This is a genomic window from Marinobacter sp. LV10MA510-1, assembly GCF_002563885.1.
Lineage (GTDB): Bacteria > Pseudomonadota > Gammaproteobacteria > Pseudomonadales > Oleiphilaceae > Marinobacter.
In genome coordinates, this window is record NZ_PDJA01000001.1 from 937,799 (window position 1) to 959,444 (window position 21,646).

20 protein-coding genes, 1 pseudogene and 1 riboswitch are annotated in these 21,646 nt (G+C 53.6%); of the genes and pseudogenes, 13 read left to right on the forward strand and 8 right to left on the reverse strand.

Going from position 1 to position 21,646, the window contains the following annotated elements:
* Window positions 1–35: 35 nt before the first annotated feature.
* The 5 genes from ATI45_RS04515 to ATI45_RS04535 form a co-directional block, all read right to left on the reverse strand.
* The gene (locus tag ATI45_RS04515) at window positions 36–2,366 is read right to left on the reverse strand and encodes a xanthine dehydrogenase family protein molybdopterin-binding subunit (protein WP_098418447.1); all 2,331 of its coding nucleotides are present in this window, start codon (window positions 2,364–2,366) and stop codon (window positions 36–38) included.
* Window positions 2,363–2,857: a (2Fe-2S)-binding protein gene (locus tag ATI45_RS04520; protein ID WP_098418448.1), complete on the reverse strand. Its 495-nt coding sequence runs from the start codon at window positions 2,855–2,857 to the stop codon at window positions 2,363–2,365. Before ATI45_RS04520 ends, ATI45_RS04515 begins: the two co-directional genes overlap by 4 nt.
* Before the next feature lie 267 nt (window positions 2,858–3,124).
* Window positions 3,125–6,247, reverse strand: coding sequence for an efflux RND transporter permease subunit (locus ATI45_RS04525; protein ID WP_098418449.1), 3,123 nt, complete (start codon window positions 6,245–6,247; stop codon window positions 3,125–3,127).
* A complete protein-coding gene (locus ATI45_RS04530; RefSeq protein ID WP_098418450.1) occupies window positions 6,247–7,530 on the reverse strand; it encodes an efflux RND transporter periplasmic adaptor subunit in 1,284 nt (427 codons plus the stop codon). The genes ATI45_RS04525 and ATI45_RS04530 overlap by 1 nt, the downstream gene beginning before the upstream one ends.
* A gap of 5 nt (window positions 7,531–7,535) precedes the next feature.
* Window positions 7,536–8,855, reverse strand: coding sequence for a TolC family protein (locus tag ATI45_RS04535; RefSeq protein WP_098418451.1), 1,320 nt, complete (start codon window positions 8,853–8,855; stop codon window positions 7,536–7,538).
* 223 nt (window positions 8,856–9,078) lie between these two features.
* On the opposite strand from ATI45_RS04535, the gene ATI45_RS04540 reads away from it, so the two are divergent.
* The 10 genes and pseudogenes from ATI45_RS04540 to dmeF all read left to right on the forward strand — a co-directional run bounded on the left by ATI45_RS04540 (window position 9,079) and on the right by dmeF (window position 17,192).
* Window positions 9,079–9,429 (forward strand): hypothetical protein, encoded by a 351-nt coding sequence (locus tag ATI45_RS04540; protein ID WP_098418452.1) that lies wholly within the window; start codon window positions 9,079–9,081, stop codon window positions 9,427–9,429.
* Between the two features lie 156 nt (window positions 9,430–9,585).
* Window positions 9,586–9,852, forward strand: a complete 267-nt coding sequence (locus ATI45_RS04545; RefSeq protein WP_098418453.1) for a hypothetical protein — start codon at window positions 9,586–9,588, stop codon at window positions 9,850–9,852.
* 757 nt (window positions 9,853–10,609) lie between these two features.
* A complete protein-coding gene (locus ATI45_RS04550) occupies window positions 10,610–11,377 on the forward strand; it encodes a MotA/TolQ/ExbB proton channel family protein (protein ID WP_098418454.1) in 768 nt (255 codons plus the stop codon).
* On the forward strand, window positions 11,364–11,765 hold the full coding sequence (locus tag ATI45_RS04555) for an ExbD/TolR family protein (protein ID WP_098418455.1): 402 nt from the start codon (window positions 11,364–11,366) through the stop codon (window positions 11,763–11,765). Before ATI45_RS04550 ends, ATI45_RS04555 begins: the two co-directional genes overlap by 14 nt.
* A gap of 36 nt (window positions 11,766–11,801) precedes the next feature.
* The gene (locus tag ATI45_RS04560) at window positions 11,802–12,203 is read left to right on the forward strand and encodes an ExbD/TolR family protein (protein WP_098418456.1); all 402 of its coding nucleotides are present in this window, start codon (window positions 11,802–11,804) and stop codon (window positions 12,201–12,203) included.
* Entirely contained in the window at window positions 12,200–12,925 is a 726-nt protein-coding gene (locus ATI45_RS04565) for an energy transducer TonB (RefSeq protein ID WP_098418457.1), read from the forward strand. The genes ATI45_RS04560 and ATI45_RS04565 overlap by 4 nt, the downstream gene beginning before the upstream one ends.
* A gap of 123 nt (window positions 12,926–13,048) precedes the next feature.
* Complete coding sequence (locus ATI45_RS04570) at window positions 13,049–15,238, forward strand: TonB-dependent receptor family protein (protein ID WP_098418458.1); 2,190 nt, start codon at window positions 13,049–13,051, stop codon at window positions 15,236–15,238.
* Window positions 15,239–15,336: 98 nt separating this feature from the next.
* A pseudogene (locus ATI45_RS04575) lies at window positions 15,337–15,489 on the forward strand (DUF411 domain-containing protein); the annotation flags it as partial.
* A gap of 337 nt (window positions 15,490–15,826) precedes the next feature.
* Window positions 15,827–16,105, forward strand: a complete 279-nt coding sequence (locus ATI45_RS04580) for a metal/formaldehyde-sensitive transcriptional repressor (RefSeq protein WP_098418459.1) — start codon at window positions 15,827–15,829, stop codon at window positions 16,103–16,105.
* Window positions 16,106–16,247: 142 nt separating this feature from the next.
* The gene (gene dmeF, locus ATI45_RS04585; protein WP_098418460.1) at window positions 16,248–17,192 is read left to right on the forward strand and encodes a CDF family Co(II)/Ni(II) efflux transporter DmeF; all 945 of its coding nucleotides are present in this window, start codon (window positions 16,248–16,250) and stop codon (window positions 17,190–17,192) included.
* 44 nt (window positions 17,193–17,236) lie between these two features.
* Here the strand turns inward: dmeF and ATI45_RS04590 are convergent, their stop codons facing one another.
* Window positions 17,237–17,794, reverse strand: a complete 558-nt coding sequence (locus tag ATI45_RS04590) for a manganese efflux pump MntP family protein (protein WP_098418461.1) — start codon at window positions 17,792–17,794, stop codon at window positions 17,237–17,239.
* Window positions 17,795–17,805: 11 nt separating this feature from the next.
* Window positions 17,806–17,970, reverse strand: a riboswitch (yybP-ykoY riboswitch).
* 234 nt (window positions 17,971–18,204) lie between these two features.
* Complete coding sequence (locus tag ATI45_RS04595; RefSeq protein ID WP_098418462.1) at window positions 18,205–18,483, reverse strand: metal-sensing transcriptional repressor; 279 nt, start codon at window positions 18,481–18,483, stop codon at window positions 18,205–18,207.
* A gap of 81 nt (window positions 18,484–18,564) precedes the next feature.
* Between ATI45_RS04595 and ATI45_RS04600 the strand changes: the two genes are divergently transcribed.
* The 3 genes from ATI45_RS04600 to ATI45_RS04610 are packed head-to-tail and all read left to right on the forward strand — an operon-like array spanning window position 18,565 to window position 20,413.
* Window positions 18,565–18,927 carry a hypothetical protein gene (locus tag ATI45_RS04600; RefSeq protein ID WP_098418463.1) on the forward strand — a complete coding sequence of 121 codons (363 nt, stop codon included), beginning with the start codon at window positions 18,565–18,567 and terminating at the stop codon, window positions 18,925–18,927.
* A 46-nt stretch (window positions 18,928–18,973) separates the two neighbouring features.
* On the forward strand, window positions 18,974–19,708 hold the full coding sequence (locus ATI45_RS04605; RefSeq protein WP_179888212.1) for a HupE/UreJ family protein: 735 nt from the start codon (window positions 18,974–18,976) through the stop codon (window positions 19,706–19,708).
* 15 nt (window positions 19,709–19,723) lie between these two features.
* Window positions 19,724–20,413 carry a hypothetical protein gene (locus ATI45_RS04610; protein ID WP_098418464.1) on the forward strand — a complete coding sequence of 230 codons (690 nt, stop codon included), beginning with the start codon at window positions 19,724–19,726 and terminating at the stop codon, window positions 20,411–20,413.
* Window positions 20,414–20,540: 127 nt separating this feature from the next.
* Here ATI45_RS04610 and ATI45_RS04615 read toward each other — a convergent pair whose 3' ends face one another.
* Window positions 20,541–21,635, reverse strand: coding sequence for a saccharopine dehydrogenase (locus ATI45_RS04615; RefSeq protein ID WP_098418465.1), 1,095 nt, complete (start codon window positions 21,633–21,635; stop codon window positions 20,541–20,543).
* Between the last annotated feature and the right edge of the window lie 11 nt (window positions 21,636–21,646).

Sequence of the window (21,646 nt, forward strand, 5' to 3'; positions counted from 1 at the left end):
GAAGGACCCGCGAGAGTCCTGACTCTGTATCGGCTTTAGCTCAGCTGGTTGCCGACAGGAAGGCGCCGAATGCGCTTTCCTGTGGCCGCATAGATGGCGTTGCACAGTGCCGGCGCAACCGGCGGCAGACCGGGCTCACCCACACCGCCCATGGCGTCGTCGGGATTATCGATCAGGTGCACCCTGACCACTTTTGGCGCGTCGGGCATTCGCGGGACCAGATAGCTGTCAAAGTTATCTTGCTGGGCAACGCCATTCTTGAAGGTCACCTCGCTTTGCAATGCAACACCAATGCCCATCACGCAAGAACCCTCCATCTGCGATCGGATTCGTTCCGGATTGGCTTGGGGCCCGCAGTCGAAGGCAATATCCGCCCGATGAATGGTCAACTTGCCCTTGTCATCCACTTCCACGTCAAAAACAATAGCCGTGTAGGACACAAAGCTGTTGTGGAACGCCAGGCCCAGGCCGCGCCCTTTTTCAGTCTTACGCCCCCAGCCCGCCTCTGCGGTGGCGCGCTCAATTACCCGGCGCATCCGGCCGATATCGATCGGGTGCAGGTCCGGATCCTCACCGTAGTTCCAGCCATCGCCAACGGTCAGGTTGTGAATTTTCCGGGCTGGCCCAAGCAAATCCAGAACATAATCACGGTGATCCTTGCCGGCGGCCACGGCCATTTCATGGGCAAAGCTCTGGATCGCCCAAGCGTGGGGTAGATTGTACACCGATCGGAACCAGCCAATACGCACATGAGCCGGTGCAGGCGGATTTTCTAGCCGGATAGCAGGAATATCGAAAGGCATGGTGTTAAAACCCATGCCCAGCTCAAATTCCCCTTTGTGTTTGGGGTCCGGCATAAAGAGCGAGGCGATGCTGGGCGACAGGGTGCGGTGGCGCCAACTGGTGGCTTTACCCTCGGCGTCCAGGCCCGCGTCCAGATGATCGACGGAGACCGCGTGGAAGTAAGCGTGGTGAATGTCATCCTCGCGGGACCACTGCAGCTTAATAGGCTGCCCCTCGAACTCCTTCGCAACCAGGGCAGCCTCCATCACAAAATCTGGTTTCGACTTGCGACCGAAGCCGCCGCCAAGCAGCGTCTGATGAAGGGTTACATTGTCCAGATCCATTTCCAGCATCCCTGCGATGCCTTCCCGGGCCGCCCTTGGATGCTGAACCGGCGCCCAGGCCTCGGCCTTACCGTTCTTGATCATTACCACCGCGACCGGGGGTTCCATGGTCGCCTGTGCCATGTGGGGCATGTAGTAGGTTGCTGAAACACGTTTTTCGGCATTCTGCAAGGCGGCTTCAACGTCGCCGGATTGGCGAATAACTTTGCCGGGGGATTGCGCCGCCTTTTCCAAAGATTCCCGGTAAGCATCAGAGGTGTAATCGGCATTGTTCCCGGCTGGAGCGTTATCCCACTCGATCTTCAGGGCCTTGCGACCCTCCATGGCAGCCCAGGTATTGGATGCCACCACAGCAACCCCACCCAAAGGGTTGAATGCTGCGGGCTGGCTCGCGCCTTTAATACGGATCACCTTTTTAACACCGGCAACTTTCAGCGCCTCGCTGTCATCAACGCTTTTCACCTTGGCGCCGTAGACTGGCGGCCGGGCTATGACCGCGTAGAGCGTATTCTCCAGATCGATATCGGCGCCAAAAATTGCCTTACCCGTAACAATGTCCTCACCATCAATAGCCTTGGGGTAAGCAGATTTCAGCTCACCGTTGATCAGCCCGGATTCCTTGCCAATAAAGCGCAGCTCGCTGTCTGATTTCAACACCAGAGCATGCCGACCAGGAACATCCAGCCCCCTTGCGGCGTCTGCAAGGTCGCCAAAGCCGAGTTCCCGGCCCGTGGCTGAATGCACCACCTTGTGGATTTCGGTTCGAACCTCGTGTACCGGTACATCCCATTGACTGGCGGCGGCTTGCTCAAGCATCAATCTGGCGGCGGCGGCTGCGCGGCGCATGGGCTCATACCAGTGACGCATGCTGCGCGAACCGTCGGTATTCTGATTGCCGTACTTATCCTGGTCGCCTTCTGCTTGCTGCGCCCGAACCTGTTCCCAGTCTGCACCCAACTCGTCGGCAGCGACCATAGCCAGACTTGTGCGGATACCCTGCCCCATTTCGGCGCGATTGTTAATGATGGTGACCAGGCCGTCCGAATCGATTTGGATAAACACATTGGGGTTATCAACCCAACCGCCGGGCATGGCACCGGCGCCAAACTGAGCCTGCTCATTGGCCAGCGCCAGGTCCCAGCGAGCGGCCAACAGCAGCGCAGAGCCCCCGACTAACCCTTTCAAAAGACCGCGACGGCTAACATTGGCAAGCAACAGTGTGTCGTCTGATCGGCTCATGAGCTGGCTCCCTCTTTGTCCATATCTTGAGTGCCCATATCCCGAGTGTTCGCAGCCCGTTCAATGGCTGCCAAGATGCGATTGTAGGTGCCACACCGACACAGGTTGCCCGCCATGGCGTCGACAATTTCCTGGGTTTGTGGTGCCGGGGTTCTCTTCAGCAGAGCCGTGGCGTTCATGATTTGGCCACCCTGGCAATAACCGCATTGCGCCACGCCCAAATCCAGCCAGGCCTGCTGAACTTTATGGCCAACCGGATCGTCGGCCATAGCTTCAATGGTTGTAATCTCGCCCTTGGCGGCAGAGACCGGTGTGACACAAGACCGTATCGCAACCCCGTTCAGGTGAACGGTGCAAGCACCGCACTGAGCAATACCACAGCCGAACTTGGTGCCCTTCATGCCGACAACATCCCGAATAGCCCAAAGCAGCGGCATGCTGTCGGGAACGTCGAGCTCGTGTTCTTGTCCATTTATGGTCAGGGTAATCATGGGTCTGTCCCTCATAGTCTGCCGTTTGGCTCACATTGTCGTTAGTACAATAGTTGTAAACTTAGCAGCTATGAGGATTTGCCACCAACTCGGGTCAGAATGAGTCTTGCGCCAACCACCGCGAACCAGCTTCCTACATTGACGCCGCCCGCTCGTGCGAAATCGGCTGTGTCACGAGGGGTATCCGGGCCACCTGCGCCGATTTAGGTGGAAAAAATGCCCATGCAAGAGCCCACTCACTCTGAGCCCCTGCACTTTACCAAAACTCTAGTTTAAGAGCGGCTTGCGCCTCCATAAATAGAACAAGACCGGAATCACCAATAGCGCCAAAATGACCGCAGTGATCATACCCCCCACCATAGGCGCGGCAATTCGACCCATCACCTCAGAACCTGTTCCAGTGCCGACCATTATCGGAACCAGACCACCGATGATGGCGGCCGCAGTCATCATCACCGGTCGTACTCGCATACCGGCACCGTGAAGCACCGCATGACGGAGTGTTTCCCGCCTGGGCGTCAAGCCTTTCTGTTCGCAGGTTTCAAGCATTGCCTGATATGACTGGTTGAGGTACACCAGCATGATGACTCCAATCTCCACCGCTACGCCCGCCAAAGCAATGAAACCAACGCCAACGGCGACGGAGAAGTTATAACCCAACAGATACATCAGCCAAACAGCTCCGATCATTGCGAACGGAAGCGTACCCATGATGATGCCCACTTCCGCAAAGTTCCTGAAGTTCAGAAACAGCAGGATAATGATAATCGCCAGTGTCAACGGAACCACGTAGGTCAGCTTTTCTTTAGCGCGGAGCATGTATTCATATTGGCCCGACCAGGCGATGGAGTAACCCGCCGGCAGGTCTAATTCTGCCTGCACGACCGCCATCGCCTGTTCAACGTAAGTGCCGACGTCTACACCCTCTATATCCACGAAGGACCAACCGTTAAGACGAGCGTTTTCACTTTTGATCGCCGGCGGCCCATCTTCTATCCGGATATCGGCGACATCAGCCAGCGCAATCCGCTGGCCTGTGGTCGTTACGATGGGAAGCTGTTCCAGTTTTTCGGGAGAATCCCGGTAGTCTTCCGGATAACGAAGGTTAATGGGGTAACGCTCAAGGCCCTCAATGGTTCTGGAGACATTAATCCCACCGATTGCGGTGGCAATCACTTGCTGTACGTCCGCGATATTCAGACCATAACGGGCAGCGCGCTCACGGTTGATGTCCACCTTGATATACCGACCACCTGCTACGCGCTCTGAGTAAACCGACGCCGTGCCGGGCACGTCTGCCAGAATTTCCTCCAGCCGTTTTCCAACATCCTCGATGGTTTTAAGATCGGGGCCGGCGATTTTAATGCCTACGGGTGTTTTTATACCCGTTGCCAGCATGTCAATGCGGGTGATGATCGGCATTACCCAGGCATTGGTGACACCAGGAAATTGAATCAGTGTGTTGAGTTCCTCTTTGAGCTTGTCTGTGGTCATGCCCTCGCGCCACTGATCGCGGGGTTTGAGCTGAATGAAGGTTTCAATCATGGTTAAAGGCGCTGGGTCGGTTGCCGTATCCGCACGCCCTACTTTGCCGAACACGGTCTTCACTTCTGGCACCGTCGCAATCAGTTTGTCCGTCTGCTGCAGCAACTGGCGGGCTTTGCCGATTGAGATCCCAGGATAGGTCGTTGGCATGTACATCAAGTCCCCTTCGTCCAGCGGGGGTATGAATTCGCTACCAATTTTTGTTGCAGGCCAGAGGCCAACAGCCAATACCAGTAGGGCAGCCAGCACCGTCGACATGGGAAACCTGAGCACCAGCTTCAAGACCGGCATATAAGCGCCGACCAACACCCGGTTGAGGGGATTCTTATGCTCGGGCAGCACTTTACCCCGAATAAAGTAGCCCATCAGTACCGGAACCAACGTCACAGCAAGGAACGCACTGGCCGCCATGGCGTAAGTTTTGGTGAACGCCAGTGGCGCAAACATTCGCCCTTCCTGCGCCTCAAGCGCAAACACGGGTACGAAACTGACCGTAATGATCAACAGCGAGAAAAACAGCGCAGGGCCAACTTCAGAGGCAGACCTGGCCACAATCTCCCATCGGTTCTCGGGTGTGAGTGGCGTTCGCTCCATGTGCTTGTGCATGTTCTCTATCATAACGATGGCCCCATCGATCATGGCGCCGATAGCAATGGCGATGCCGCCGAGAGACATAATGTTGGCGTTAATGCCTTGCCAGTACATGACGGTAAACGCCATCAGAATGCCCACAGGTAAGCTGATAATCGCCACCAACGAAGAGCGGACGTGAAACAGAAAGACAATACACACCAGGCCGACGACCAGAAACTCTTCCAGCAGCTTAAAAAAGAGATTGTCGACGGCGCGCTCAATCAGGCCAGAACGGTCGTAAACCGTGACTACTTCAACGCCATCAGGCAAGCTCGATTGGAGTTCGCCCAACTTGGCCTTGACGCCATTGATCGTTTCCTGGGCATTTTCACCAAAGCGCATCACCACGATGCCACCAACGGTTTCACCTTCCCCGTTAAGTTCGGCAATACCGCGCCTCATCTGTGGCCCCACTTCGACACTGGCCACATCTTTGAGCAGAATCGGTGTGCCGTTTACATCCAGACCCAGCGGAATCACCATCAGGTCTTCCCGGGATTCAATGTAGCCGGAGGTACGCACCATGTATTCGGCTTCCGCCATTTCAATGACCGAGGCCCCGACTTCTTGGTTACCCTGCTGAATCGCTGTTTGGATAAGTGACAGGGGGATTCCCAGGGCGCGGAGCTTTTCCGGGCTGACCTTGACCTGATATTGCTTCACCATGCCGCCGAGCGCAGCCACCTCTGATACCCCGGGCACCGTTTGTAATTCGTACTTCAGAAACCAGTCCTGCAGGCTGCGCAACTGACTCAGGTCGTTTTGCCCTGTGCGATCAACCAATGCATAAAGATAAACCCAGCCAACACCGGTGGCGTCCGGCCCTAATTGCGGCCGTGCTGAATCTGGCAGGTTGGGCGCCACTTGCGACAGATACTCCAGAACTCTGGAACGCGCCCAATACATATCGGTATCTTCGTCGAAAATCACGTAAACGTAAGAGTCGCCAAAAAACGAATAGCCACGCACGGTTTCCGCACCGGGAACCGACAGCATGGCGGTCGTCAGGGGATAGGTGACCTGGTCTTCTACTACTTGCGGTGCTTGTCCAGGGAAGCTGGTTTTAATGATAACTTGCACATCGGACAGATCCGGAAGCGCATCGACCGGGGTTTTACTGAGTGAGTACAGGCCCAACCCTGATATTAATAGGCTCGCCAGCAACACCAAAAAACGGTTTCGGATGGACCAATGAATAATGGATGTAATCATCAGTTGGCTCCCTCACGATCCATAGTCTCGTGGTCCATCTCGCCGTGATCCATCGTGCTGGCCGGCATGGCCGACATGCGTTGAAAATCCGAGGTCTTACTGGATTCAGAATCAATCAGGAACTGGGCCGATGTGACCACCGTATCGCCCGATACGACACCGCCGAGAATCTCGGCGTACTGATCGCCCATCCGTCCAACATCCACATTGACGGATTTGAATGCCCCGCCATCCAACGCAAGCACCAGTCGATCGCTCTGGCCCGTTCGAATAACCGATTCGCGAGGCACCAGCATTTGCCGGTCTGCCCTTGCCCCCTGAATGTTTAATGCTACAAACATACCCGGCAGCAAGGTGCCATCGGCGTTGTCAAAACGCATTCTCACCCGAGCCGTACGGGTCTTGGAATTCACTTCCGGGTACACATAATCCACCTCGCCCGTCCACTGGCGCCCAGGCAGGTAGTCCAGCGTCATCACCACGCGATTGTTGGATGCCACGGTAGCCAACTGACGTTCAAATACTTCGCCAATGACCCACACCTCATCCAGTGCCGCAATGGAGAGGACTCGATCCCCTGGTTTGATGAACATACCTTCGCGAACATTGAGGTTATCGATAACACCTGAGGTGGGCGCATACACTGTTAACGTGCGCCGTGTTTCGCGGGTTTTGGTCAGCTGTCGTATCGCGCTTTCCGGCACATTGAGGGCCGCGAGCCGCTCCTTGGAGGCATTGATCAAACGCTCATTACCCCGGTTCAAAGCGAGGACTAATTCATCCTGGGCGTTGACCAATGTGGGTGAGTAAAGTGTATACAGAGGCTTGCCCTTCTCGACCGCTTCGCCCTCTGCCTTCACGTAGAGCTTCTCAATCCAACCCTCAACCCGAGGATGGACATGAGCCATATCGTCTTCGTTGTATTGAACGTACCCCACCGTCGTTATGTTATTCGGCAGCCGCCCCTGGGTGACAGGGCCCGTCCGCACACCCAGGTTATTAACCACGCTGGGTGAAATACGAACCGTGCCTGGGGCGTCTTTACCCGACCCGCTTTCGGCATAGACAGGAACCAGATCCATGCCCATGGGCGATTTACCCGGTTTGTCACTCTTGAAATTGGGATCCATGGGCGCTACCCAATGGACGGGTTCTTTACTGACACTGCTCGGGGCCTCGACCACCGAATCCTTTGATGTGTCGGGGGCAAACCAATAGGTTGCTGCCGCTCCGGCTACGCCACCTAACAACAGAAAGCCCAATGGGCGCATAACATTTGCCATGAGTGTTAATCCTGGGAATTTTTCAGTGAAAACGAGGGTGAGTCAGAGGTGTCAGCGGTGAGATAGCGAAAGTTCGCCACGTTTTTGGCGCGTTCAGCGGTCATCTGTATGAAATCAACCTGTGCGTTGAGCTCCGCGATGCGCGCACGGACAGCTTCGGCAAAATCGCCATCATCGTTGTTGTAAGCTGAGAGAGCTGCATTCGCCTGCTCCGCTATTTGCGGAAGCAGCGTTTGCTGGTAAAGCATGATGCGGTCATCAAGCCGGTTAATTCGGGCGGCCGCCGCACGGGCTTCGGCTGTTAGTCGCCGAACCTGCAGCATCCGATCAGACTTCGCCGCTTCCACCCGCGCGATTGCCGCGCTTACGGTGCGATCCTGGCGATTGCCGGTAAAAAAAGGCAGGTCAAATCCAATCCCGACTGAAAAGAGATCCGCCCGGTCTTGCCCGCCCGTAGTTTGGTCCCGATATCCATACTGCGCCGATACGGTCCATTCAGGCTTGTAAGCCTGACGAGCCAACTCAATGTCGAGTGACCCGGCATCAATCAACTGGTCGGTTGCGCGAATTGAGGCGTGCGTGATCGCGGCGTTGCCGTTGGTATAAGACGGCGTATTAACAACCTTGGCTAACAGATTCGAGGGAACACGTTCGCTTACCCGTAAACGAAACGTGTCAGCACCTACCCACTCTCCCAGCTCTTCCTGAGCGGTTTCCAACTGCGAGTGAAGTCCCGTTAAGCGATCATCAAGGCGGGTTAACTCAAGAGACCCACGAATGATGTCCTGCTGCCGTGAACCGGTCAACGTTGAGGTGTACCCGGCTTCAGCAACGTCTGCCAGTTGCTCAAAAAGGCCACGATTGTTGTCAATTATTCGAATACTCTCTTGCGCTTTCCAAAGCTCAAGCCACAGGTAGGTTACCGATCTAACCACCAACTCCTGTCGATTCTCACGCTGAAACGACTGGGATTCCGCGAGCTCTTTCTTCCTATCGCGGGCGAGAGACCGACTGTCACCACGAGGAAATCGCTGGCTGAGGCCAATAGTGGCTTGTGTCATGCCCTCCTGGCCGGTGTCGAAGGTATCGGTGGGAAGGTTTGCGGCGCCCAACGTAATGCGTGGATCCGGTAAGGCACCTGCTGCAACGGATTCATCAATAAGCGCCCGTTGCAGATAAATGCTTTGGGCTGACCAGGGATCGCCTCGAATGGCAATATCAATGGCGTCTTCAAGGGCAAGTGTCGGTTCCGCAGAAACACCAAGACTCGTTAGAAGAAAGGCACCTATTACCGCTGCTTTATATACACCAACAAAGTCATTCAATTTCTATTCTCCACTGAATTAGTACGCAGCGAAGAAGCATAAAAGCGCTATCTGAATTCAGGCTGAAATTTAAAAAAATATTGTGTGATTTTGATCTGAGTCAAACGCTATTAATGACTGATAAATATCAATAAAAATTATTAATTTTATTTTATTACTTCTTTCAGGGTGAATTCAGGAAGAGATGTTTAAATCGTTTCATCAACCAACCAGGAGGTACATCATGAAAACACCAATCGTATTTTTAGCCGCAATCACGTTATCCACAGCAGTCTTCGCAGGCAACATGCAGCAAGACACTAAGAGCAGCGATTCGATGCAAGGCGATATGAGCTCAATGCACAGCAGTATGAAGTCAATGCACAAAAACATGAATTCGATGCACAGCGGTATGGGTAAAGACGCGACGCAGACCGAGGTGCTAAAAAACACGAACATGCAACGCCTTCATAGAGAAATGACACGCAACGGAATGTCTGAAGGCGGTATGGAAGCTCGGCTTGATATGATGACGGAAAAAGGTAGAGCCTTTCATCGAGCATTGGAGCAGGATCAAAAAAACACCACAGGATAACTCCTCGGGCTAGATTGATTCGAAAAAACTCAAGGGTCGTTAGCACCATTTAATTCGCGCTGGTGACACCTTGAGAGATGAGCAGAAAAACATATAAACCTGAAATCAATCTGAATTACGTTTTAACGAACAGTAATTCAGAGCAAGGAGTTCAACATGAAAAAGATCATTATCGCGACTGCAATTACAGCTTTGTTCTCAATGACCGCAAGTGCCAACTCTGGTTTGGCGGATCGCTTTAACGAGGCGCGAAGCTATCCAAATAAAACAGTTGAGACGGTTAGCCCTAAAATGCTGCATATGCAGCATAAAAAAATACACATGAAAATGGATAAAGCTGAGTATAAAAATCACTCGAATTCATCTAACTCAAATCATGCAGAACAGCTGCGTGCTCAAGACGCCAGACACCAGAAATCATAGTGAACGTGTCCAGCCATGCCTCACTTAGCATGGCTGGTTCTTGCCTTATGCCCCGGCAGAACAGCTACGACGTACTGGCTTTCACCGCCACCGGTCAAACCGAAAGCGTGAAACGGTACCAATTCTGATAGGCCAAACTTTGCTGCTTGGCACCGCTCTTTTCTCCTCGTACTCCGCACGGGTGCCCGGCTATCTGCCCGTGCGCATCCATACTATCGCTAATTTTGAAAAGTTCTTCAGATCTTCCTTAGTCCACAAGAAGGAAGTGCGTACCTCAGAGATTTCAAACAGAATAAAAAAATACCGCAGGATTGCTCCTGCGGTAAATAAAACCCAAAAACGCAAAAACTCCGGAACCATTTGCACCGTTATTCCGTGCTGGTGGCACCTAAAGCTCAGGTATTACAACATACAAACCTGAAACCAAACTGAATCACTAAATCAATTTCGATAATTTGGAAAATAGAATTCAATACAGAAAAAAATAGCGGCAATCGGATTGAACACATCGCACTCGACAATATCAGCCGGATACACAGGCAGGTCTGGCTGACTGAAATTCCGATGATGGGCCGCGGCCTCCAGCAGGAGCAACATAGCGACGCCAAGCAAGAAGACGGACCTCGGGCGGCCCTGACTTTAATAGCATGATCTTGCTTCCGTAGAGGGTTTCCGGGTTCTAAGGTGTTCACAACTAGACTAATGTAATATCAATCGTTATTATTCGCACTATTATTTATCGCGGAGCCAGATCACCATGAACCCCCTCACCACGGATTTCAGCGGAGCGGCCATAAGCCCCCTGCAACAACTGACCGAGATGGGAGGCCCCGTCATGTGGGTGTTGCTGGGATTGGCGGTTCTTGGCCTGGTGGCGTTCTTCTATCTGGTTATCACCGGTGCGCTCTTCGCGCCTCGCCTGACTTCACGCCTGCGAAAAACCCTCAACCAGTGGCAACAGCAACCGTCACAGCATTGTGTTGAAGCGTTGAACGACGTCTCGGGCTGGCTTGCCCGATACAACCCGTTGTTACAGATGATTCGCGTGGCAATGACCGCCAGTCTCGAGTGCCGCGATGGAACAGACGTGCGTGAAGAACTGGCACGCCAATCCCAGCAGGCGCTGAAGCCATTCGAGGCGCCTTTGAAAATCATCGAAGTGATTGCAGCACTGGCGCCGCTGCTCGGCCTGCTGGGCACGGTAATGGGAATGATGTCTGCCTTTAGCGCCATGTCGGTGGCAGAAGGTCAGGCCAATGCCTCGCAACTCAGCGGCGGTATTTACGAAGCACTGACCACCACCGCGGCGGGGCTGGTTGTAGCGATTCCTTTTGCGGCTATTGCCGCCTGGGCGGAATTCCGCCTGCGCCGGCTGAACTTGATGATGAATGACACCCTGGTGCGGGTGATTACCGCGCCCATTGAGGCTCGCGAAACCTTGGCCCTTTCAACCGAGAGACCCTCGCCCACGGTGACTGCAGAACCCCGGGCCACTCAGCTCGACCCCGCCTATGCAACTGGTTGAACCCCGCCCGGCCCGGCCGCTACCGATTCGCTTGACGCCGCTGATTGATGTGGTGTTTATCCTGTTGGTGTTCTTCATGCTGACCACCCGGCTGCTGCCCGTGGAGCACTTGGCGCTGGACAACGCCACCACGCCAAAGGGATCGGTCGCCGGAGAGCAAATACCGGAAATGACACTCTACGGTGATGGCACGCTGGGCTGGCGCGGGCAACGTCTGCCAATACCCGCAATGGTCAGGCAGTTTACGGAGAACGGGACTGGAGAAGTGAACCTGAAGGCACTTGGGGAAGCCTCGCTGGCGAATTTCACGACCAGCCTGAGCACCCTGAAAAGCGCCGGCATCGACGTTCACTGGAAGCGCATGTCATCGAATCGTGAGGGTCAGTGAGTCGTGAGATTGTCAAGCAATGCACAGCGGACAACGTTGAGCGTTCCGATTACCGGTAGCGAAAAAACACTGTTGTCCCAGGTGGAAGACAATCTACTGCCGCTGATCAATCTGGTGTTCCTGTTGTTGATGTTTTTTATCGCGGTGGGCCAGATAAGCTCTACCTCCCTGCCCGATTTGCCAGACTCCAAGGCTCAGCAATCGCCCGAACAGCCCCGGGCGGATCTGGTCATCAAAAGTTCCGGTGGCTGGTTTGTTGATGGCCAGTCAATCACCGAAGCCGAATTACTGGATTTTCTGCCCGTACCCAATGACGAAACGCCTTTGCGTATTGGGGCTAACCGTTCGATGACCATGGCAGCTATGGAAGAACTGTTTCAGCGACTGGAAAGCGGTGGCTACAAGGACGTTGTCTTGCTGGTCCAGCCCGGCTTATGAGTTTACGGGCGCACTTATTTATTCTGCTGGCAGCAGTCACCCTGACCGGAACGATACTGCTTTTCGCACTATCCACGGCACTTTCCACGGCACAACCGCTGATCACGATCCCCGAGGGTAAGGACCCAGCCAACCAGACTCGCTCGATTCGGATTACACTGACCGACCGGGCATCCGAGCCGGAATCGGCTGCGCAACCAGTAGGCGAACCGGCTCCAAGGCCGGAACCGATGCCAGAGCCAGAGCCAGAGCCAGAGCCAGAGCCAGAGCCAGAGCCAGAGCCAGAAAGTGTCCCGGTCCCGGCTAAGAAAGCAAGTAAACCAGTTGTAAAAACCAGCACCAAACCAGCGGAAAAAGCGGTTGCTGACCTATCCGAAAAAGCAGCAACGCCAGCCCGGCTCACAAAAAAACAGCTGCGCGCCGGGGCATCACCGCAGACGGACAGCTACCTTGCCAAGCTCGTGCGCCACTTGAGCGCCTACCGGGACTATCCGCGCCGAGCCCGGCGACTGGGCATGCAGGGAACGCCCGTGGTGATGTTCGAGTTTGATCGGGCAGGTCGACTCCTGAGCTATCGCCTGTTAAAAGGCTCATCCCACCGCATACTGGATGACGCAGCGCTGAATATGCTGAAACAGGCGTCGCCGTTTCCGCCAGTACCGGATGACATGGCCAGCGAGACGTTCCGCTTCCAATTGCCAGTCGCGTTCCAGCTCCGTTAAACACACCGCAAGAGATTGGCATGTAAGCGAAAAACCTACAAATGATAATTTATGCTTGTTGTTAATGATTAACATTTGTATAGTTGCCTCCCTGATTTTAACCCGTTGTAACAGGAGAGCAACATGTCTACGCCTTTTTCCCGAAACCTTCTGGCTCTGGCGATCCTTTCCGCCTCTATGCCGACCATGGCCCAGGAGCACAGCCTTAACGAACTGGTCATCATCGGCGATGATGCATCCGCATCCGCCCTGCCCGGCTCCGCCCATGTGGTTACCAGCGAAGACCTGGAAACCATGAAGTACACGGACATTCACAAAGCCGTGCGAGAGGTGCCAGGGGTTTACCTGAAAGAAGAGGATGGCTACGGCCTGCGCCCGAACATCGGCATTCGTGGCTCAGGCTCCGGCCGCTCTTCCAAAATCACACTGATGGAAGATAACGTGATGATCGCTCCGGCACCCTATTCGGCGCCAGCGGCTTACTACTCACCAACGTTCGGCAGAATGAACGGAATCGAGGTTCTGAAAGGGCCAGACCTGCTGCGTTACGGCCCCTATACGGTGGGTGGAGCCATTAACCTGCGCTCAACACCCATTCCCTCATCGGAAGCTGGTAATGTAACGACCGAAATCTCGGAAAATGCAGGCAAACGCATTCACAGCTGGTACGGAAACAGCACCGACAACGCCGGATTCGTGATCGAAACCTTCCAGGACGAAACAAACGGCTTCAAGGAGCTTCAGCAATCCAGCCGTGATACCGGTTTCGAAAAGCAGGACTACGTTGCCAAGGCGCGCTTTAATTCCGACGCCTCCGCTGACGTTTATCACCAGCTCGATCTGAAATTCCAGTACAGTGAGGAGCTGAGCAACGAAACCTACCTTGGACTAACCGACGACGACTTCAGGCGTGACCCGAACAAGCGTTATTTCCTGTCCCAGCTCGACAACATGGACAACCGCCACAAGGGCTACTCCGCCAGGCATCTGGTGGAACTGACTGAAGACCTGTCACTGACCACCACGCTCTACCGCAACGAGTTCAAGCGCAACTGGTACAAAGGCAACTTCAACAACCTGATTGAAGCCGCCAACAATGGCGACCAGACTGCCTACAGCCAGCTTCAGGGTACCGAGCCCGTTGGCCCATTCACGCTGACCAACGGCGCACGGGAATACCTGTCCCAGGGTATCGAAGTGAAAGCCGACTATGGCCTCACACTGGCGGGTATGCGCCACGACATTACCATTGGTGCCCGCGTGCACGAGGATGAAGCGGATCGCTTCCAGCCCAAGGATCGCTATGAGCAGGTCATCAACAACGGCCGCCCGGCCTTCGAGTTTGTTGAACAGATCGCACCCACCGGCGGTGATAACCGCATCGACGAGGCCGAAGCCCTTAACCTGTTTTTGGCAGACCGGATCGCCATTACCCCCGACCTGGCCGTAACCGCCCTGCTGCGCTATGAGGATATTGAAACCTCGCAGACCCGCTGGAGCACCTCGGAGCGCACGTCGGCCAGTGAAACAGAAACTGCCAGCAACGACACCAGCGAAGTGCTGCCCGGCCTTGGCGCAACCTACCGCCTGAGCCCAACGGTTACCCTGATCGGTGGCGTGCACCGCGGCATGGCGCCGGCCGGCTCAGGCGGCACTAACGTGGAGCCGGAGTTGAGCACCAACTTCGAGGCTGGCGCACGATATAACGATGGTGGCTTGCGTGCCGAAGCCATCGTGTTCTACAGCGATTATGAAAATACCGTGAGAAACTGCTCCATTGCCAATCCCTGCAGCGCCGGCAATCAGATCATTGATTCCGGGACAGTCAGCGAAGGAGAATCGAAGATTCAGGGTATCGAGTTGCTGGCCGCCTCTGAGTTCACACTCGCCAACGGTCTGACTGCGCCGGTGCAGGCCACGTGGACCTACACCAATGCCGAAGTCACCAAAAACAGCGACGATGGTAGCGTGCGCAAGGGCGACAACCTGGCAGACTTGCCCGAAAATGTCGTATCTGTGCGTGCAGGCCTGCGCGATGGCAACCTCTGGGATGCCTACGTCAATATCTCGTATGTTGACGAAACCTGCATCGACAACAGCTGTGACCGCTCAGGCACTGATAACACATTCCGTAAAACCGACGACTACACCGTGGTGGACCTCTCCAGCAGCTACGCCCTGAACTCATCCACCCGGGTCTATGCCAAGATCGATAACGTCCTCGATGACCAGGAAATCGTTTCCCGCAGCCCCCATGGCGCCAGACCCAACCTGCCTCGCACGGCCTATGTGGGTATCAGCGTCGATTTCTGATGTCTCAAGGTGACAAATTCCGTCCTCTGGCGGGTTAACTCAGGTGGCCAGCAATTGCCCAGAGACTCAATTCTTGATGCCACATCAGCATCAGGGCAACTCACCCGTTTGGTGACAAGACAATCGGAATTTCCGTTCCGGGAATGCCCCATGGCACTCCCGGCATGGAAACTGGCCGGCAGGACAGCTACGACGTGCTGGCTTTCACCGCCACCGGTCAAACTGAAAGCGTGAAGCGTTACGAGTTCTGATACGCCGAACTTTGCCGCTTGGCACCTCTTTTCTCTCCTCGTACCCCGCCCTGGTGCCCGGCTATCTGCCCGTGCGCATCGGCGGAGTCATTGCTGATTCTGGAACCTGCATAAAACTTTTTGGCTGAGCCTTTGCTCTCTGTATAAGGAGCTCAACCTTGTCGGCGTCATACGGCCTGGGCGAAGAGGTCAGCTGATAGTTAGCTTGGCATCGGGAAATCAGTGCGTCCTCCGTCGAACTGTCGTTCATCGTTTCATTGCCCACATACAGCTCATAGCTCTTTTCCGTCGCATATTATACTATACCCCCCTACCCTATAATTTTGACTGGTTGCCCATGAGCCACATCACACATAACAAATCCAAGTTGCTGGGCCGTGTGCGCCGTATACGCGGCCAGGTTGAAGCGTTGGAACGAGCCCTTGATACAGATAAAGGCTGCGCTGAGGTGTTACATCAGATCGCCGCCGTCCGCGGTGCCACAAATGGTCTTATGGCCGAAGTCATGGAAGACCATATGCAAATGCATGTCGCCAATCCGGATATCACAAGCGACGCCGAGCGCAATCAGGGTGCCAATGAACTGATGGACGTCATTCGCACCTACCTCAAGTAAACGCGTCCGCCAATAAAAAATGTCGGCTATTCGGCGCTGCTCGAAACACTGCAGACGGTAGGTCGAACGACGGTTTAATCAAAATGATGGTCAGGCGCTGTGGAGCCTTACTCAACCAAAGCTATTATCAGGACGCGGGCATATGCATGAAAAAGATAGTTCAAAATGGCACCATGACCACGCTTTTGGGCAAGACCAGAAACGGTCTGGTGAAAAGCGCACATTAATCGTCGTCGGACTGACTCTGGTGATGATGGTCTGGGAAATTGCAGCCGGCTTGGCCTATGGCTCCATGGCACTGCTTGCCGACGGCCTGCACATGGGCTCACATGCGACGGCGCTGGGCATCGCTGCGTTCGCATACGCGTACGCCAGGAAGAACGCCACTAACGCCCGTTTCAGTTTTGGTACCGGCAAGGTTAATGCACTGGGAGGATTCACCGGTGCCATACTTTTAGCTGGATTCGCACTTTTTATGGTGATTGAAAGCGTCGACCGTTTTATGAATCCGGTTGTCATTTCGTTCAACGGAGCTATTTTTGTTGCGGTTATAGGTTTGATCGTAAATGGCGTATCGGCCTGGATTCTCGGCGACGATCATGATCACAGCCACGCCCATCAGGAAGATGAATCACGCAGCCACCATCACCACAGCCATCACGATCATAATCGCCAGGCGGCCTATTTCCACGTGCTGGCCGACGCGCTCACCTCTCTCCTCGCCATTATAGCCCTGCTTGCCGGCAAATATGCGGGATGGAATTGGATGGACCCGGTTATGGGCATTGTTGGAGCCATACTTATCACCCGCTGGTCCTGGGGCCTACTGCAGACCACTGCGAGTGTATTGCTCGACGAACAGCAGACAAGTATCGTGCAGGACATCAAACGTACGGTGGAATGTGACGATACGCGTGTGAGTGATCTCCATGTCTGGTCGATTGGACCCAATCTGTACGCCGCGATTGTCGCGATCGTTGCCCATTGTCCGCAGTCTCCCGGCCATTACCGTGACCGAATCCAAACCGGCCACTCGTCGCTCGTACATGTGACAGTGGAAGTCGAAACCTGCCCATCGCATTCCTAACGGCGTTGTCACCCCAGGACGTCGGATAGATCAATGGCTGCCAGTTAAAGATTGCCTGACAAGATCCATGCACCAACGGCAATCAGTGTCAGACCGCCCATAATTTCAGCCTTCTGGCCGAACAGTGAACCCACGACTCGTCCCAACATGACGCCTAACGTAACCATTACCGTTGTGGCCAAGCCAATGAGCCCAGCGGCCAGAAATATGTTCACCTCTACAAATGCCAGGCTTGCACCCACTGCCATCGCATCAATACTGGTGCCAAATGCGGTCAAAGCAATCTTAAGAAAAGAATGTCTGGAGGGTTTTTCTATCTCTTCTCTACATGGATTCAGGCCTTCATAGAGCATGTGTAAGCCAAGAGCCACCAATAACGCGAACGCTATCCAGTGACCCCAAACATCCACATAAGACGCGGCGATATTACCGATTAACCAACCGATAAGGGGAGTGATGGCCTCTATTAATCCAAAAATGAGGCCCATTCTTAACGCTTCGGAGAACCGGGGATTTTTAAGGCTTGCGCCCTTGCATATGGCTACTGCAAACGCGTCAGTAGACATTGAAAGAGCCAACAAAAGAAGGGCTATGGGGTTCATTCGATGTTCTCCGGCCGGGCGTTGAGTCCACGACATATCCACACGCCCGACCACCAGGCATGGATATATCGATGGTCTCGCCAACCGAGAGGTGTTCGCACCATGGCATTTGGCCAGGTATGTTGACACGAACTCTTCCGAAAACCGGAAGCAGGCTACTCCCCAAAGAGCGCCAAATCTAACACAACCAACTTGTAAATCAAGTCGGAGGGAGATGAATATGCTTCCGCGACCGCAGAATTACCTAAAGCTTTATGGTTATAACAAAATAATGCCAAATCGCTTCATGACGACAGCGAGAACGCTAAAACACACCACAGCGATAATGGCACTTGCCGCAAGAGCCCCCAAGAAGCCAAGCCGGGATAGAAGGAACGGAAAAACCAGGAACAAGCATGACCCAACAACGTTCAAAGATAACGGGCAATGGCTTTGAACTCATCAACACTGCTTTGTTGTTCCGGTTCCAGCGGACCAATCGCATCATCCAGGCAGTGCTCGATGTGGTCCTGTACCAACACCCGCTTTGCCTGTTGAATGGCTTTTTCCACAGCATGAAGCTGCTGCGCCAGTTCCAGGCAGGATCGCCCTGTCTCAATCATCTCTATCACGCCGCCCAGATGACCTTGAGCCCGCTTCAGGCGCTTGACGATCTGCGGATGCGAGTGGTGCATTTGATCATTCGCCATATTTAATTCCTATCCCCCTGGGGGGGATGCTATCCTCTCTCACCGAATTAATCCAACAGCCTGACTAAAGAACGGACACCTATGGTTGCGGCCACCCACCGTAAAAAATTGATTCCACTTCTTGCCCTGCTGCTTGCGCTGGCTGGCATGTCCCTCTCGGCCGCTGGTGAGGCGTCATCTCACGGTATTGCAGAGTTAAGTGCGTTTGTGTCAGAGGGTCACGATAATCATTCACACAGCCACGACGATTTTGACGAAAAGTCAGACAGTCACCTGCATCACGACGCGGGCAATCACAGCCACGAATCCGCGGATCGCCTGACGCCCCGCCTCATCACTGGCTATTCAATCTCACTCCGGTTGCCTATTCCCTACGCCGGAGATTCTCCCCGCAGCTTTCGTTATCGGCTCGAACGCCCGCCAAAAACCTCTCTGATTGTTTAAGCCTCGCTGCACCGCAGCTTTTTAAACGAAATTAATTGGAGTCGTTATGTTGTCAACTTTGTTTGACGGCCATTGGCGTGCGCGCACAGCCGCCGGCGGTCGCCGTCTTATCTGGGTATTCCTGACACTGGGTTTGCTCGGAATGAGCGCCGAGGTGCTGGCCCATGCCATTGCCCAGGGAGACAAGGGGTACATCCAGGAAATATCCGGGGTAAACCTCATTGCGTTCATCTATCTCGGGGCCAAACACATGGTCACCGGTTATGACCACCTGTTGTTCCTTCTGGGGGTCATCTTCTTCCTTTACCGCATGCAGCACATCGCAATCTACGTAAGCCTGTTTGCGCTGGGGCATTCCACCACCATGCTGTTGGGCGTGTACTTCAACGTCGGCATCAACAGCTACATCATTGACGCCATCATCGGGCTGTCGGTGGTGTACAAGGCACTGGATAACGTGGGCGCGTATCAGCGCTGGTTCGGCTTCCAACCCAACACCAAGGCCGCCACCTTGATCTTCGGCTTCTTCCACGGCTTTGGTCTGTCCACGAAAATCATTGAGTACGACATCTCTCCGGATGGGCTGATACCGAATCTGCTCGCGTTCAATGTGGGTGTGGAAATCGGCCAGCTTTTAGCTCTGGCGATGATTCTCATCGTCATGAGCTACTGGCGTAAAACCGATGGTTTTTTTCGTCATGCCTATACCGCCAACGTGGCCATGATGAGCGCCGGCTTCCTGCTCATCGGTTATCAGCTCACCGGCTATTTTGTCGCTTAATTCTGGAGATTTTTTATGTACAACACCGATATGCCCCTACGTAGTGAACTACCCAGCTCCGCGCAGCTGATTCGGTCCACCATCATCGCCGCCATCGTAGCGCTGGTTCTGCTGGTAACCGTGGTGATGCCCTCCGAGTACGCTCTGGACCCCACAGGCGCTGGTCGCCTGCTAGGTTTGACGGAGATGGGTGAAATCAAGGCACAACTCGTGGAAGAAGCAGCCGCCGACGAGGCCGCGCAGATGGTGGCGGTGCAACCCTCCATCAACGAGGCTGCTTCAGAACCCGTTGAGCCTGTTTTCGAGACAGCCGCAGTTGTTAAAGTTGAAGTTGAGCCTGAGGTCGCGCCAAAAGTGAAGCAACCTGCCCCGCCAATGGCCGCCGAACCCGAATGGCAAGACGAGGTCCGTGTTGTCCTCACCCCGGGTGAAGGCACAGAGTTCAAGCTCACTATGCAGGAAGGAGCCGTCGCCCGATTCGCCTGGGTATCTGAAGGCGGCCCTGTCAACTTCGACACCCACGGTGATGGCGGTGGCCAGTCCATTTCCTACGAAAAAGGCCGGGATGTCCCTGAGGACGAAGGCGAACTGAAAGCTGCGTTTAGCGGCAACCACGGTTGGTTCTTCCGCAATCGCAACGATAATGACATCACACTGATGCTTCGCACCGATGGCGACTACGGTGAGCTGAAAAGGGCGATGTAAAAGTAGCAATGACTATCCCGTCATCTGAGTAGCTGAAAAAGTAGCCGTCACTGCCGTATCGAAGAGAGCTTAGGTGCTCCCTTAATCGCTCTGCACGTGACTCATCGAAAGTTAAATATTCTGTGATTTAACTTTCGATTGAAATTTTTACACCATGTTCTTGAAGTGTAGCGAGCGCGATATCAATATCTTCGTGGTGTTCTGGAAAGGTTATTCCATGATAAGCCTCTGTTTTACTTCCAATATTTAAAGCTCGTTCGACTTGAATAACACAACCTAAAGCTGTTAAGTGAGTCTGTCCTTTATCATCCAACAAACTAGCGCGAACAGTTTTATCCAAGCCATCAGAACCCTTGCCTACAACAGTCACAAGAACTTCGTGCGGACCGCCTTCGCCAGGATTATAGAGTAATGAGTGTCTAATTTTTTTGAACATAGGTCTATTAATAATACGCCAAAGTCCAGATCGAACCATGAAGGATAATAAACCGACAGTGTATTTATCATCGTATGCAATGCGCGCTGAGACACTATTTGCTTTTGAGCCCATCGGTAGCGTCAGTTGGTCAGGAGTATCAAAGCGGTAGGTCTTAGCGCTAAAGCCGCTGTTAAAATCTACATGCTTCGGTTCAGTCATTGGCTTGACAGTTCTAATAATTCCACCATCAAAAACATCATACGGTGTACCTATTTGATCGACATATTCAATTGAATTTGGACCAGCTTTATCTTTTAGTGAGAAAAGTATATCGATATCTATCGTATCTATAATTGAAAATTGTTCGGACACTTTTTTTGCCAATAGAGCAGCTGTACCAGCCATCCATGCAGAAGAAAATATGGTTGACTGAGTAACTTTTTCACCCGAAATGCGGATAATTGCTTCTTTAAGCCGCGTGGTCCAACGAGTTATATCAACGTAAGGAATATTATTATTAATAGTATCTAACAAAATATAATTATTGGGATCATTGGTTGCAGTAACTACCGCCGCTAATCTACCGTTTAAAGGTGATATCTGATTAACCTGTGTTACATCCATTGCAATACCCTCAGCATGACCGAGGGTTTCTGCAAACTCTTTTCCTTTCTTGAAATCACGTCCCGCAATTATTAAGGGCATTTTTGGATGTCGCTGTCTCAGTATCGACGCAATCTGCGTACCGACAATGCCATAGCCACCAACGATTAGTATCGATTTTTCATCTTTAAGCTTGCTCATAATTTATTTTC

Bases quoted from the DNA above. Each gene is read 5' to 3' on its own strand.
- ATI45_RS04600 (WP_098418463.1), top strand. From the start codon at position 18,565: ATGGTTGCGGCCACCCACCGTAAAAAATTGATTCCACTTCTTGCCCTG.
- ATI45_RS04580 (WP_098418459.1), top strand. From the start codon at position 15,827: ATGAGCCACATCACACATAACAAATCCAAGTTGCTGGGCCGTGTGCGC.
- ATI45_RS04605 (WP_179888212.1), top strand. From the start codon at position 18,974: ATGTTGTCAACTTTGTTTGACGGCCATTGGCGTGCGCGCACAGCCGCC.
- ATI45_RS04590 (WP_098418461.1), bottom strand. From the start codon at position 17,794: ATGAACCCCATAGCCCTTCTTTTGTTGGCTCTTTCAATGTCTACTGAC.
- ATI45_RS04550 (WP_098418454.1), top strand. From the start codon at position 10,610: ATGAACCCCCTCACCACGGATTTCAGCGGAGCGGCCATAAGCCCCCTG.
- ATI45_RS04570 (WP_098418458.1), top strand. From the start codon at position 13,049: ATGTCTACGCCTTTTTCCCGAAACCTTCTGGCTCTGGCGATCCTTTCC.
- ATI45_RS04540 (WP_098418452.1), top strand. From the start codon at position 9,079: ATGAAAACACCAATCGTATTTTTAGCCGCAATCACGTTATCCACAGCA.
- ATI45_RS04555 (WP_098418455.1), top strand. From the start codon at position 11,364: ATGCAACTGGTTGAACCCCGCCCGGCCCGGCCGCTACCGATTCGCTTG.
- ATI45_RS04615 (WP_098418465.1), bottom strand. From the start codon at position 21,635: ATGAGCAAGCTTAAAGATGAAAAATCGATACTAATCGTTGGTGGCTAT.
- ATI45_RS04515 (WP_098418447.1), bottom strand. From the start codon at position 2,366: ATGAGCCGATCAGACGACACACTGTTGCTTGCCAATGTTAGCCGTCGC.
- ATI45_RS04610 (WP_098418464.1), top strand. From the start codon at position 19,724: ATGTACAACACCGATATGCCCCTACGTAGTGAACTACCCAGCTCCGCG.
- ATI45_RS04530 (WP_098418450.1), bottom strand. From the start codon at position 7,530: ATGGCAAATGTTATGCGCCCATTGGGCTTTCTGTTGTTAGGTGGCGTA.
- ATI45_RS04595 (WP_098418462.1), bottom strand. From the start codon at position 18,483: ATGGCGAATGATCAAATGCACCACTCGCATCCGCAGATCGTCAAGCGC.
- ATI45_RS04525 (WP_098418449.1), bottom strand. From the start codon at position 6,247: ATGATTACATCCATTATTCATTGGTCCATCCGAAACCGTTTTTTGGTG.
- ATI45_RS04565 (WP_098418457.1), top strand. From the start codon at position 12,200: ATGAGTTTACGGGCGCACTTATTTATTCTGCTGGCAGCAGTCACCCTG.
- ATI45_RS04545 (WP_098418453.1), top strand. From the start codon at position 9,586: ATGAAAAAGATCATTATCGCGACTGCAATTACAGCTTTGTTCTCAATG.
- ATI45_RS04520 (WP_098418448.1), bottom strand. From the start codon at position 2,857: ATGATTACCCTGACCATAAATGGACAAGAACACGAGCTCGACGTTCCC.
- dmeF (WP_098418460.1), top strand. From the start codon at position 16,248: ATGCATGAAAAAGATAGTTCAAAATGGCACCATGACCACGCTTTTGGG.